The following is a 13,318-nucleotide window of genomic DNA, read 5'->3' on the forward strand; positions in this document are numbered from 1 at the left end:
AGTCATTCAAAATCACAAATCAAAAGCTAAGACAAGCTTCTAATTTGCTGAAATTTGTCGATCCCTGACTTCCTTTTAAAATCTAATAAAAGGACAAATTGTTCCTTACTGCCCCAAATGATTCCAATTGATTAAGGTATTCCATACCAAAGGAGCATCATGGTGATTCAGAAAACGATGTAATGGGTCAAAAGTAAAGGCCACTACTCTGCCTTTACCAACCGGCACATTGAATATTCCTCCATGACCAATAATGGTTTGCTCATTTCGCACCATACCAGATCTTACATACGGAGCCTGTTTTCCTGAATCTGCTTTCTTTTCAAGGTTTTTGTTGGGATTTTCCATCCCCATTATTGGCCCAGTGTATGGTTCTTCATCTTTTAGAGGTTTGGTTCCATATTGTAACACCATCAAATCCCTTTTTGCTAAGTCAACTTGGTAAAGTGGGCCATTCCCCTTGAAAATCGAAAATGTTTCTGGATACCCATATAATATTGGGCTAGATGTATTCTTTGCTTTCACAGTGACCACCGAACCTGGATGAAATAAACCTGAGGCAGTATAAGACTCTAAATCCCTTGTGATTCCAGTTTCAGCTATCATTCTGGTAGAATTATCAATACTGATTACAACTCCACCATTTTCAATGAATTTTTTCAATTGATCAATTCCCACAAATCCAGGTCCTCCAGTCATATCATTGGTTTGATCTGGATATCCATGAGAAGGAAAATCTGCAGTCTTGGTATAAGGCATAGGGCCAAACCTGCTGTCTATTCCATGGATAAAATCCGCAGCTTCTCCCCTAGCTCTCGGGATTAGGATTACATCGAATCGGGAATTTAGGTTTCCTGCTTTGAGATCATCTTTATCAATAGAAGTGTAAGGAATTTCTCTTTGCTCAAAGGTAAAACGGGACCAGCCTTCGTCTTGCGTATTAAACCAAGTATGATAAATAGCTATTCTTGGCAAACTTACTTTTTGTAGATCTGATTGATTAGGCCCTGAATTACTTTTAATTAAATCCAAAGCAAATTTCTGCGTCAACTCTTCAGAATCGGAAGAACTTATTCCCTTGATCATAATAGACCCAGATTTTAAAGTATCTGATTCGAGGGCAAACTCAGATTTCAATACTTGAATATCCGCGCCACTCTTTTTCTGCTTGATCCAGTAAAGTGCCGGTAAGACATTATTTTGGGCCTTATAGGAAATGTAATACGTGGAGCCGGAACCTTTAACTTCTCCTTTGTATGCAACATTATTTTCTAGCATTTTTAAAGAAGACACATCAAAATCAATTGAATCTTTTGCATCAACCTCTACTCCGTATAAATAACTCAATGTCCAAGCAATGTCGTCGTAGGGCGGAAACTTTGCATCTTTTGGATAATTCTGTTCTGAAAGAAGCGTCACTGCTAAATTTCTATAAGCCTGATCCAAAAGAATGACATAGTCTTCATTTTCTGCCTGATGAACTTCTATTGCCTGAGCTCTCAATTGATTGACCAAATAAGCTGCCATGGCTGGATCTCGTTGTTCCTTTGGAATCACATAAGCCCTCGGCCCTTCGGTCTTCCCTTTACGGATAGAATTCACCCCTTTTTGATAAAAATTCCGCAATAACTGCTCTCCGTTTTGGGCAGCGTAGGTTAGAGAAGCTAATACTCCTGCCTGCATATAATTGATATTGTTTCTCGCAGACCAATACACTTTTTCTGTTGGAGGATCAGGTCTATACCATTCTCTAGTGGTGGCAGGGTCTCCAGCATACCTGGATTTCGATAAATCTCTTAGGTAGGTATTAGCCCCAGCATTTCCGAAAGTCTCATAAAAGCGTCCATTGGAATTATGGTTATTCGCTACCCAAATTCCATATCCAGGCCACCAACCATCATAAAAAGCCCATGTAAAAGCTCCAGGCATGCCTTGAGCAGCCAAAGTGGTGATATCATGGTTAGCCATAACTTGCCACTCTCCTATAGTCACAGGATCAACTTGTTCATTATAAGGCCCTGTACCGGTTGAAATATAAAGTAATGGCACAGACTCATGAAGATCCAGCATGACCGTAGGATGCCACTCGTAAAATATGGAAAATATACCCTTTGTGATAGCCTGAGAAACCTGTAGTCCATCTCTATTATTATCGTGGAATACATATTTCCCCCAATAAGGAGCTGATCTTGGAAACCCGTCATCCCACTCGGTTCTGGCTTTGGTATATCTGTTGTACCAATCCACCAACTTATCTCTACCATCCGGCTCAGAGACAGGATTAATTAAAACAATAACATTCTCCCGAATTTGCTTAACAGTTCTGTCTTCACTTGTAATCAAACGATAAGCAAGCTCCATGAGCATTTCCGGTGAACCCATTTCGGTAGAATGCATTCCACCATTCAAATAATAGACAGGCTTTGCTTTTTGAAAAATATCTTCAGCTTGGTCGGTAGAGATTTTTCTAGGATCCGCTAATTGATCAAGGTATTCTTTATAAGTATCCAGACCATTCATACTTTCGTTATTCCCGATCACCACCAGATAAATCGGTCTTCCTTCTTCAGTGGTTTCTACCTGTTGTATGGATAAATGATCTGATTTTTCTGCCAATAATTGGTAATACTGATAAATGTCAGATGTTCTATGCATGACACCGGGAGCTCCTATTATCTCTCCAAAATGCTTGGAAGGTGATGGAATACTGGGATGATCTATTACGTCTAAAACAGAGTTAGGCAAAAATCTCGCATCTGTAGTATACTCCCTGATTTTAGCATTGTAAGCTTCATCTACCTTTTGTCCATAGCCAGACAAAAAAGGTAAAATGAATATGCATGCCAGAAGAAATGATTTTAGCTTCATGGATTTTTGGGTTGGTGGTAAATAAAATTTCTTGGGGAAGAAGTTAAGGGATTTACCCGAAAGCTTTCCTGAAATTTTCATAAACAGGTCAGCCAATTTATGAGTGGGCATAAAAAAAGGCCGAATTAACGGCCTTTCACTTATGAATGGATTTCCAACATACTTTCTCTATGAGCATCAAGAATTTTTTGAATCAAATCATCTGTCAATGCAGTGGATAGAAATAAGCTCTCAAATTGAGAAGGAGCCAAGTAAACTCCTCTTTTCAGCATAGCTTGGAAGTACTTACCAAAAAGCGCTGTATTTGACTTCTTTGCAGATTCAAAATCAATCACAGGCTCATCAGAAAAGAATAAGGAATACATACTGCCTAAATGATTAACCGTGTAAGAGTAGCCTAATTCAATATTAATCTTCTTTATTCCCTCAGAAATTTTTCTTCCGATTTCATTTAGAGCTCCGTAAATCCCATGATGTGCATTTAAATGCCTCAGCATTGCCAAGCCTGCGGCCATGGCTATAGGGTTTCCTGATAATGTACCTGCTTGATAAACCGGTCCTGCTGGAGAAACATGCTCCATGATTTCTTTCTTGCCACCATAAGCACCTACCGGCATGCCACCGCCGATAATTTTTCCCAGAGTAGTCATGTCAGGAGTTACTCCATATAGTTCTTGCGCACCACCGGGAGCTAATCTAAACCCTGTCATGACCTCGTCAAAAATCAAAACGATTCCCTCACGGGTACAAATCTCTCTCAAACCTTCCAAATAGCCAGGCATAGGAGTAGCCAAGCCCATGTTACCGGGAACAGGCTCTAAAATCAATGCCGCTATTTCTCCTTTATTAGCAGCCACCAATTTCTCAATTGCATCCAAAGAATTATAAGGTGCAAGCAAGGTGTCTTTTGCTGTTCCTTTGGTGACTCCTGGTGAATCGGGATTTCCCATGGTAATAGCACCTGAACCAGCAGAAATCAAAAATGAATCTCCGTGTCCATGATAATGCCCTTCCATTTTGACAATCTTGTCCCGACCAGTATACCCTCTAGCCAGACGAATCGCAGACATGGTTGCTTCAGTTCCCGAATTAACCATCCTCACTTTCTCTACCGAGGGAACCATACTGATAATCAATTCGGCAATTTCAATTTCTCTTGCGGTAGGAGCCCCGAATGAGGTTCCATTATCCATAGCTTTAATCACAGCCTCCCTAATCAGAGCATGATTGTGGCCAATAATCATTGGCCCCCAGCTATTAATCAACTCTATATATTTGTTGTCATCTTCATCAAAGATAAATGCCCCATCGGCTCTTTTGATGAAAATAGGATCACCCCCCACTGCACGAAATGCACGGACTGGTGAGTTTACTCCACCTGGAATAAAATTTTGGGCATGGGCAAAAAGCCGCTTGCTTTCAGAAATATTCATTGATTTGTTAAAGGTTTCAATTCACCGTATTCAAAACCGAATACAGGTACATAATTATTTGAATTGCTGTTTAGAAAATTAAATCCCCAGGTTATGTTTCCTTGTTGAAACTGCTGTTGATTCAAGCTCCTTCTAAGATCAAACCCAAAGCTTGGGCTTAAGTTGGAGGAAAGCCAAAATATTAGCTCCTTCCCCAAAACAGCATTCATGGAAGGGAAGACTAAATTTTTGTTATAAAAATCCGTTTTAAACGCAATCATTTCCTCTTTATCCAAAGCTGGAGAATTGTTGGAGATAAAGTAGAAATTCTGATCCTCCAACATCTCAAAATTCGCAAAATTGAAACCAAGCCAGGAATCCATTACCAAAATCGGTAAAGAGGTTGTTACTGATTCTATCAAGGAAAGTGTAGACTGGGCTATGGCAGGATCATCGCTCAGCATTATCACCTGATCCACCTTCAAATTGGCACTATCTCTTCCAGGCCTAACTCCTAAATCAGCAAGAAAACTAGCTGCATTTCTGGGATTCAAAGGTTGGGAATCCACTATTCTAAACCCTTCTTTCGTCAATTTTTCCTTCAGAAAGGCATTCATTTTTTCATCCCTTGAGCTATTGCTGTACCCAATGGCCACTCTTTTACCCCACCTTTGAGATTTCAGATTTTGAACAATTCCATCTACTATATTCTCAGCAGATGGTCTGAATAAATAGCTATACTGCTTATCCTGAAATCTTTCTCCCAAATTGGAAAGAGGGTGGATAAAAGGAATCTTGGCATTTTCCGCAAATGCGCTCACTAAATCAGATTCCTCCAAGTAAATAGGTCCAACTATTACATCGGCACGTTTTACTGCAGGTTCTTTCAGTATATTCTGCAAGTGGTTTAAATCTCGCTTAGAATCAAAGGAAATCAAATTCACCCTTTTCCCTTCTTTTTTAAGTTGATTTACGCCAAACCGAATCCCTTCAAATAATTCATAGGTAAATGATGATGGAGAAATTTCACCAGACCTGCCATCAGTAAAAGGAAGAATTACCACAATATCCAAAACCTCATCTTTGATTTTAGATGAACCACTTAATTCTCCTATTCCCTGAAGCTCATAATACAGTGCTCTTTCTTCGGAAGAAAGTACCGATTTGCTATTCAAAACAGTACTTAAAGCTGCTGTGTAGCCGGATAATTCCTGAAACTCTCTCAAATTTCTAATCAAGAAATCAGGGCTTTGCTTGATTAGAAATTCATAAATTAAATTCTGCGCTTTTCTTTTGATCTCTTCATTTTGAAGCTGGCTAACTTCCTTCAGCCCCTGCAGTACCTGACTATTTTGAAAGTATGCTGTTGCTAAAAGGTATTTAGCCTCCTCGCCTTTATTCCAATTTCGGGATGCAAGAGGTTCAAGAAAATCTATGGCTTGATTAGGCTGATTGGCACCCAAAGCAGCCTGAGCTCCGTGAAATGCTGCGTAATTGGCTAGATTCCCATATTTTTCAACAGAAACAAATTCCTTAAAAGAATTCATGGCCTCCCAATAGGACCCGGAATTTAATTGAACTTGGGCTCGTCTATAACTCTCAGGTAAATTCTGAGACCAAGCCAAAATACTAATGAAAAAAACTGCTAGGAAAAGGAAGGATTTTCTCATGAATCAAGGGTATGAATCAAACTGAATAGACAAATTTAAGCCATTATTTCCAAACCCAAAGTTTGGACCATAATAGATTATAAAAGCAAAACCCGAAGACAAAGCCTCGGGTTTTAACATTTATTGATTTTTTAAAATTATTCCCACTCGATTGTTGCTGGTGGCTTGGAAGAAATATCATAGACTACTCTATTTACACCTTTTACACGGTTGATGATTTCGTTGGACATTTTTCCCAAGAACTCATACGGTAAATGAATCCAATCTGCAGTCATTCCATCTACGGAACCTACTGCTCTCAAGGCAACCACTCTTTCGTAGGTACGCTCATCACCCATCACCCCTACAGACTGAATAGGAAGAAGTATAGCACCAGCTTGCCAAACTTGATCATATAAACCATGATTTTTCAAGCCTTGAATAAAAATATGATCAACCTCTTGCAAGGTTTTTACCTTTTCGGCAGTGATATCTCCCAAGATTCGTATAGCTAGACCCGGACCAGGGAAAGGATGTCTTCCAATAATGGTTTCGGGAATCTCTAAAGCTCTTCCCACTTCTCTTACCTCATCTTTGAATAAGGTATTCAAAGGCTCGACAACGGATAGCTTCATGAAATCTGGAAGTCCTCCTACATTGTGATGGGATTTAATGGTGGCAGAAGGACCTTTGACGGATACTGACTCAATCACGTCTGGGTAGATCGTACCTTGACCCAGCCATTTAACTCCGTCAATTTTGTGAGCCTCATCGTCAAATACTTCAATGAATACTCTTCCGATTGCTTTTCTTTTGGCTTCAGGATCTGTTAATCCAGCCAAGGCGTCATAAAACCTTTGCTTGGAATCTACACCTATCACATTCAGACCCATGTCTTTGTAGGATTCTAGTACTTCTTCGAATTCATTCTTTCGAAGCAATCCATTGTCTACAAATACGCAGGTAAGTTGATCACCAATTGCTCTGTGAATTAAAGTTGCAGCAACTGATGAATCAACACCACCGGATAAGCCCATCACTACTTTATCTGATCCGATTTTGGATTTCAAATCTTCAATAGTCGCATCAATAAAAACATCAGAGGTCCAATCCTGAGCACATCCGCAAATAGAAACCACGAAGTTTCTTAGAAGATTTTTTCCTTCCGTAGAGTGTGTTACTTCAGGGTGGAACTGTATCCCGTAGGTTTTTTCTCCTTCAATCTTAAATGCAGCCACTTCCACAGAAGACGTACTGGCAATAACTTTAAAACCTTCCGGTAATTTTTTGATGGTATCTCCATGAGACATCCAAACAGTAGAACCATGAGTCATTTCTTTCAGAAGATCATGGTGCAGGTCAATATGGTCAAGATTAGCTCTTCCGTACTCACGAATCGTGGAAGGAAGCACCTCGCCCCCATATTTATGCGCTAAAAGCTGGGATCCATAACAAACTCCCAAAATCGGCAGCCTGCCTCTCAAGCTATCCAAATCCAAATCAGGAGCTCCTTCATCTCTTACGCTGCAAGGAGACCCGGATAAAATGATCCCTTTGATATCATCATTGATCTCAGGAACATTATTAAAAGGGTGAATTTCACAATAAACATTCAGTTCTCGAACTCTTCGGGCGATGAGTTGGGTGTACTGAGAACCGAAATCGAGGATCAAAATTTGTTCTGCCATGCGCAAAGGTAAGCAGGATGGTCGGTTTGCTGAAATACGGCAAAGAAAATTTGGTGATAGTTTTAAACAATATTCCAGTAAAATTCATAAATAAACTAATTATCAGCTATTTATAGAATAATAATTACTGCGTATCCTCTTCCTCTCCAAATAAGGTTTTTAACTCAACTGCATCTATCCCCTTTTCTTCCTGAAGGTATTTCCCAAAAACTGCAGTGGAACCATGAGTCAGATAGACTTTTTCAGCTTCAGTAGCAGTAATTGCCTGTATCAATCCCTCCCAATCAGCATGATCTGATAAAACAAATCCCCTGTCGGCTGCTCTCCTCCTTCTGGTGCCTCTAATTGCCATCCAGCCTGAACAAATCCCTGTCCTATAGGGAGAAAATTTTCGCATCCAGGGAGTTCCCATGGCCGATGGTGGCGCTATAATCAAAGCCCCTTTGTATTTACTTTTTGGAATTTCTTGAGTGACTTTTGGGACATCCCAAAGGAAAATGCCATTTGCCAATAAAGCTTGGTTGGTGTTCCAGACTGCTCCATGAACGAAAACTTCACCAATATCAGGATTCAAGTTTTGCAATATTCTTTGTGCCTTTCCTAAAGAATAAGCAAATAGCACAGAATTTCGGCCTTCGGCTGCATTTTCTTTCCACCAAGAATTGATTTGATTGAAAATCTCTTTTTGACTTTCCCATTTATAAATTGGTAGTCCGAACGTGCACTCTGATACAAATTCATGGCACTTAACAGGCTCAAATGCAGCTGATAGTCCATCATCTTCCACTTTGTAATCACCGCTGACTACAGCTACACGGCCTTTGTGTTCCAATCTAATTTGAGCCGATCCGGGAATATGTCCAGCAGGATGAAAAGAAACTTTAACTCCGTTAATTAAAAGTTCATCACCGTATTCGAGGGTTTGAAGATTGATATCCTCACCCAACCTCAATTTCATCACTTCCGCAGAGTGATGATGAGCTAGGTAAGCCCTCATTCCCCAACGGGAGTGGTCTGAATGCGCATGGGTGATCAGCGCTTTGTCAACCGGCCTCCAAGGATCAATAAATACTTGGGCGGGAGGGCAATACAAACCGGATTCTGTAAGTTCTAGCAAATTCAATTGGATATAGATCTTTGATAAATTTAAGCCAGAGAACCCCTATATTGTTTATTTCAACTCATAAAAGTAAAAAGTCTGAAAATCTCTTTCTTCAGCATTCGGGTCTTCACCGGGTTTGGCATTAACTGAATAGAGTAACTCTTTTTTTGCCTGAAGTTTAATTGGCCACTCCCCTTCCCAAAGCTTTTTATCATCTTTAAAAATCTGGTATACAGGCGTTTTATATTTATCTTCTACGCTCATATACTTTTCATCCCCAACTACTCTCCTATCTAAAGCATCAACTTCTTCATCCGGTGCTCCTTTCAAATACCAGGTTATTAAATAATCATTTGAAAAGGTGAAATTCTGATACCTAGAACCTCGAAGAACCTCGAAAAATACATCGAAGTTTTGATTGGGGATTGTCGGCTTTGTAATTTTAAAATTTTCACCAGGATTTAAATCTATAGAATCCAAAAGATTCAATTCAGGAAAAGAATACTTATATAGTTTTGGCGTTAATGTGAACTGCAAGAAAATTTGATCATTTTTCAAATAAGCATTTGGTTCATAACTAAGATATTCACCTTTATCTTGAATATAGTTTAATGATTTCGGGACTTTAGAAGAATAAAGCTGATTTCCATCTGCAGTACTAACCTTAAGAAAATCATAAGTACTCATTTCCATTAGACCATTTTTTAAAAATTGATCTTGCTCACTTTCCCTAAACCCAAACATAAATACCATTCCATCTTTTGAAATAAGACTGGGAGTATCTCCCATCAACCTTGATAAAATGTGAATTTGTGTTGGATGCTGCTCAATTAATTCAAATTCAAGATTGTAAATAAAATTTCCTGAGAAAGTTTTTACTAAAATTTTATCATTAGAAATAAATCTTGAGGCTTCAAAATATCCGGATTTATAACTATCAGGCCCGTCCTGAGCTCGATTAGCAACCTTGAGAATATTACCAGAATTGTCTGTTAGGATAAATTCATTGCTTTTAAAATCGAATAACAAAAATTTCTGAGCATCATCAGAATAATCCAGTAAAGTTGGAACAACCAAACGGCCTACCTGTATACTGTCCACCAATACTAATTCTGGGACATAAGCACCTGAGACTTCCTCGGATTTTTTTTGACTGCAGGAGTATAAAACTAAAACTGCGATAAGAGTAGAAAAGAAAAATTTCATAAAAAGTCTTTTTCCAAAACTATCAAATACTCATAAAAAAGAAAATCCTCTTTCGAGGATTTAAATTTCTTGTGGAAGTTTGTCAGGTTTGGCGTAACTAAGTCTACTCAGCTTTTCACCGACATGATACTCATCCAAACCTGAAACCGTTACAGATTCCAAAATATTTAGATCAAGAGATCCATCTTGCCTTAGCCCTTTTTCTTCCACGTAAATGTGATCTATAGAAGCTATCAGCAAAACAGTTTCATTAATTTTTAATGTTTGTGTCTCAACTAATGAACAGCCCAATTTGAGAGGACTCTTTTTAACAAAAGGGGCATAGAATTGCTCCAAATATTCCTCTTCAAGCCCAGTTTTTTCAAATTCCGAACCCTCCCATCTAGCTGAGGTCCAGTGAGCTTCTTTGTAAAATTCTGGGGTAACATGATTGAGAGTAAAAACCTCTGTTTCCAGAATATTTTCCAGCGTATCTCTTTGAACAGTATGAGGCCTAAAGAGAATCCCCACCAACGGAGGAGATGCACCTATATGAAAAACCTGAGAAAAAGGAGCCAAATTATTGATTCCTGATTTACTCTTTGTACCAATTAGGTTTAGGCTTTTATATCCTGATAGGCAATTAATCAGATTTCTTCTGAAAAATGAGTCAGATTCCAGAATATCCTCTTTGCTGAAATGCTTGATCATTTTTTAATTGCCTCTTCAATGGTATCACAATATTTGATATCCAATTGATCAATAATATTATCCGGATAGGTTTCCAAAATCTGATTCTTAGCTATTTGAACCATTTTTTCAAACCACTTTTCATCTGGAAGGATTTTACGATGGGTTTTCACACCATATGCTAACATATCTTTCTTCCAATGAATAAAATACCATTCCATTGTAGGTTGATGGAAGGCTCTCAGAGATCTCTTGTCGAAAATGAATTTTTCGTACTTACCTGCTTTAACTATCTCCCCTATTTGATTGAAAGTTTCCTTAAAATCTTCAATTGGGATATAGTCTGCAAGTAATTCACAAATCACAATTCCTTTGTCAGGATTAATTAAAACGCGTGCATACTTTTCTTCAAAAGCCAGTTCAAAATCTCGCGTTTCTGATGGATATAAGGTGTCGTTCATGGCAAGATGGTGAGGGATTAATAGACTGTATTTTTACGCTTGGTTTCAGATTGATTGACTTCGTCTTTGAATTGCTCCAAGCGAACTTCTAGGTTTGAGGCATATTCGAGAGTAGTCCGCATCATATCCTGCTGAGACTTAATTTGCTCTTTCAGCCTCGCAAGCTCTTGATTAACTTCTGCAAGCTTATTCTCATAGTCTTTCTTTAGCCTTTCTTTTTCGAGTTGGGCTTTCCTCAATTCTTCCTTAAACAATAGGAATGATTCAGGTGGAGTCTTCATATTCACAGCTCGTTCTTCTCGGGACCGTACCCTAAGTAATGACAAAATTCTATTGAAATTGTTTAAAGTTTATTTAAGATTGGACATTCCTCCATCCAAATGCACTATCTGACCTGTCATCCAGGAACTTTCCTCAGACAGCAAAAATACTGCAGCATTAGCAATGTCTTCCGGAGTGCCATATCTTCCGATAGGATGTCTTTTATTACTTGCTTCTTTTTTATCATCAGATGACAACAATGCATTTGCCAATGGGGTGTCTGTCAAAGATGGAGCTATGGCGTTTACTCGAATCTTTGAAGGAGCCCATTCGGCCGCCAATGATCTTGTCAGCCCTTCTACAGCACCTTTTGCTGCTGCAATACTGGCATGAAAACCCATACCAGTCTGAACTGCAACCGTGCTAAACATTACAACTGAAGGCGAATCAGACTTTTTCAAAGCCTTTATAGAAGCTTGCAAAACTTTAACTGCTCCCAAAAAATTAATGTCTAATTCTTTTTGGAAATCACTTATGCTAATTCTATGAAAAGGCTTCAGATTTATAGTGCCTGGACAATAAACCAAACCATCAATAACATCAGGTGAATCTGGTAACTGGTCAAAATCTTCGGTGATGTCCAATTCAGTAGTTCCATCACCACTTTTGGAGTACAAATAGAGATTTGCACCTTTTGATTTTAATGATTCCGAAATAGCTTTTCCAATTCCTGAGTTTCCTCCGATGATAACAATATTTTTTTCTTGCATAACTTGTTTGGTTTCATGTATAAAAGCATTTGATGAAGGAATTTGTTTTGGGAAAAACAAAAAAAACCGAGCTTTTGCCCGGTTTTTAAAGTTGGTTTAGTAGGATATATTTTACTTTTCTAAACTGATATACTTCAGAAATTCATTTCTAGCCTGTTCGTCTCGCTCAAACTTACCTGAATAAAAGGAAGTAACGGTTGAGCTGTTGGTATCATTGACACCTCTCGAGCTGACACACATATGATAAGCATCCATGATAATAGCTACGTCTTCAGTGCCTAAAACTTCTTTCAACTCATTTCCAATTTGCATGGTCAATCTTTCTTGAACCTGAGGCCTTTTGGCAAAATACTGTACTATTCTATTGATTTTTGAAAGACCGATCACGTTTCCATTAGAAATGTAAGCCACATGAGCCTTACCATAGATCGGAACGAAATGATGTTCGCAATGAGAATGAAACGTGATATCTTTTTCTACCAACATTTCATTGTATTTGTACTTGTTCTCAAAAAGTTTTGCAGCTGGCTTATTCTTTGGATTCAAACCTGCGAAAACCTCCTTCACATACATTTTGGCCACCCGATGAGGAGTACCTTTCAAACTATCATCTGTGAGGTCTAATCCCAAAATGTTCATGATTTCACGGAAATGCTTTTCAATCAATTCCACTTTTAAATCATCATCCATTTCGAAAGCATCCTCTCTCAGAGGGGTTTCTAAAGAAGTTCCAACATGCTCTTCACCGATTTCCTCAAATGAAGCCCGGGACAGATTAATTCCCATCGTATTCAACAAAGTTTCTTTCTGTTTCATAAAGTCGAATCGTTAATTCGAATTTCCGATCAATTTTTTCCCTCAAAATATTCCAAATAACCACTGCAATATTTTCAGCGGAAGGGTTGAGATTTTTGAATTCATCGGTATCCAAGTTTAGGTTTTTGTGGTCAAATTTATTTAATACGTGCTTTTTGATAAGATCGCTAAGCACTTTCATGTCATAAACGTATCCTGTATCAGGATCAACTTCTCCCCTGAGTTTTACTATCAAATCATAATTGTGTCCGTGGTAATTGGGATTATTGCATTTACCAAAAACAGCTTGGTTTTTTTCAGGTGACCAGGCAGGATTATTAAGCCTGTGCGCGGCGTTGAAGTGCTCTTTGCGGAATACGGTTACTTTCATTACTTCTCTGAACAGCAGTTCCATTATTTTTGTTTAATTTTTATTC

At 38.6% G+C, this 13,318-nt stretch carries 12 protein-coding genes; all 12 read right to left on the reverse strand.

Features of this window, described 5'->3' with window-relative positions; all coding sequences use genetic code 11:
* Nucleotides 1-105 precede the first annotated feature (105 nt).
* Entirely contained in the window at nt 106-2,868 is a 2,763-nt protein-coding gene (locus tag BM073_RS11295) for a M14 family metallopeptidase (protein ID WP_091654338.1), read from the reverse strand.
* A gap of 140 nt (nt 2,869-3,008) precedes the next feature.
* Nucleotides 3,009-4,301 carry a glutamate-1-semialdehyde 2,1-aminomutase gene (gene hemL, locus BM073_RS11300; protein WP_091654189.1) on the reverse strand — a complete coding sequence of 431 codons (1,293 nt, stop codon included), beginning with the start codon at nt 4,299-4,301 and terminating at the stop codon, nt 3,009-3,011.
* Nucleotides 4,298-5,950, reverse strand: coding sequence for an ABC transporter substrate-binding protein (locus BM073_RS11305; RefSeq protein ID WP_091654191.1), 1,653 nt, complete (start codon nt 5,948-5,950; stop codon nt 4,298-4,300). The genes hemL and BM073_RS11305 overlap by 4 nt, the downstream gene beginning before the upstream one ends.
* Nucleotides 5,951-6,087: 137 nt before the next feature.
* Nucleotides 6,088-7,617, reverse strand: a complete 1,530-nt coding sequence (gene guaA / locus BM073_RS11310; protein WP_091654193.1) for a glutamine-hydrolyzing GMP synthase — start codon at nt 7,615-7,617, stop codon at nt 6,088-6,090.
* Nucleotides 7,618-7,741: 124 nt separating this feature from the next.
* Nucleotides 7,742-8,740, reverse strand: a complete 999-nt coding sequence (locus BM073_RS11315; protein ID WP_091654195.1) for a ligase-associated DNA damage response exonuclease — start codon at nt 8,738-8,740, stop codon at nt 7,742-7,744.
* 48 nt (nt 8,741-8,788) lie between these two features.
* On the reverse strand, nt 8,789-9,925 hold the full coding sequence (locus BM073_RS11320) for a hypothetical protein (RefSeq protein WP_091654197.1): 1,137 nt from the start codon (nt 9,923-9,925) through the stop codon (nt 8,789-8,791).
* Nucleotides 9,926-9,985: 60 nt separating this feature from the next.
* A complete protein-coding gene (locus BM073_RS11325) occupies nt 9,986-10,615 on the reverse strand; it encodes a flavin reductase family protein (RefSeq protein WP_091654199.1) in 630 nt (209 codons plus the stop codon).
* On the reverse strand, nt 10,612-11,055 hold the full coding sequence (locus tag BM073_RS11330) for a hypothetical protein (protein WP_091654201.1): 444 nt from the start codon (nt 11,053-11,055) through the stop codon (nt 10,612-10,614). Before BM073_RS11330 ends, BM073_RS11325 begins: the two co-directional genes overlap by 4 nt.
* Before the next feature lie 17 nt (nt 11,056-11,072).
* Nucleotides 11,073-11,336, reverse strand: a complete 264-nt coding sequence (locus BM073_RS11335; protein ID WP_091654202.1) for a hypothetical protein — start codon at nt 11,334-11,336, stop codon at nt 11,073-11,075.
* 69 nt (nt 11,337-11,405) lie between these two features.
* Nucleotides 11,406-12,086, reverse strand: a complete 681-nt coding sequence (locus BM073_RS11340; RefSeq protein ID WP_091654205.1) for an SDR family NAD(P)-dependent oxidoreductase — start codon at nt 12,084-12,086, stop codon at nt 11,406-11,408.
* 111 nt (nt 12,087-12,197) lie between these two features.
* On the reverse strand, nt 12,198-12,902 hold the full coding sequence (gene folE, locus BM073_RS11345) for a GTP cyclohydrolase I FolE (protein WP_091654207.1): 705 nt from the start codon (nt 12,900-12,902) through the stop codon (nt 12,198-12,200).
* Entirely contained in the window at nt 12,862-13,272 is a 411-nt protein-coding gene (locus BM073_RS11350; protein WP_091654340.1) for a 6-pyruvoyl trahydropterin synthase family protein, read from the reverse strand. Before BM073_RS11350 ends, folE begins: the two co-directional genes overlap by 41 nt.
* Between the last annotated feature and the right edge of the window lie 46 nt (nt 13,273-13,318).

It is taken from the genome of Algoriphagus ornithinivorans (assembly GCF_900115305.1).
GTDB classification, from domain to species: Bacteria; Bacteroidota; Bacteroidia; order Cytophagales; family Cyclobacteriaceae; genus Algoriphagus; species Algoriphagus ornithinivorans.

Bases quoted from the DNA above. Each gene is read 5' to 3' on its own strand.
- BM073_RS11330 (WP_091654201.1), bottom strand. From the start codon at position 11,055: ATGAACGACACCTTATATCCATCAGAAACGCGAGATTTTGAACTGGCT.
- BM073_RS11340 (WP_091654205.1), bottom strand. From the start codon at position 12,086: ATGCAAGAAAAAAATATTGTTATCATCGGAGGAAACTCAGGAATTGGA.
- BM073_RS11320 (WP_091654197.1), bottom strand. From the start codon at position 9,925: ATGAAATTTTTCTTTTCTACTCTTATCGCAGTTTTAGTTTTATACTCC.
- BM073_RS11335 (WP_091654202.1), bottom strand. From the start codon at position 11,336: ATGAAGACTCCACCTGAATCATTCCTATTGTTTAAGGAAGAATTGAGG.
- BM073_RS11350 (WP_091654340.1), bottom strand. From the start codon at position 13,272: ATGAAAGTAACCGTATTCCGCAAAGAGCACTTCAACGCCGCGCACAGG.
- hemL (WP_091654189.1), bottom strand. From the start codon at position 4,301: ATGAATATTTCTGAAAGCAAGCGGCTTTTTGCCCATGCCCAAAATTTT.
- BM073_RS11325 (WP_091654199.1), bottom strand. From the start codon at position 10,615: ATGATCAAGCATTTCAGCAAAGAGGATATTCTGGAATCTGACTCATTT.
- folE (WP_091654207.1), bottom strand. From the start codon at position 12,902: ATGAAACAGAAAGAAACTTTGTTGAATACGATGGGAATTAATCTGTCC.
- BM073_RS11305 (WP_091654191.1), bottom strand. From the start codon at position 5,950: ATGAGAAAATCCTTCCTTTTCCTAGCAGTTTTTTTCATTAGTATTTTG.
- BM073_RS11295 (WP_091654338.1), bottom strand. From the start codon at position 2,868: ATGAAGCTAAAATCATTTCTTCTGGCATGCATATTCATTTTACCTTTT.
- guaA (WP_091654193.1), bottom strand. From the start codon at position 7,617: ATGGCAGAACAAATTTTGATCCTCGATTTCGGTTCTCAGTACACCCAA.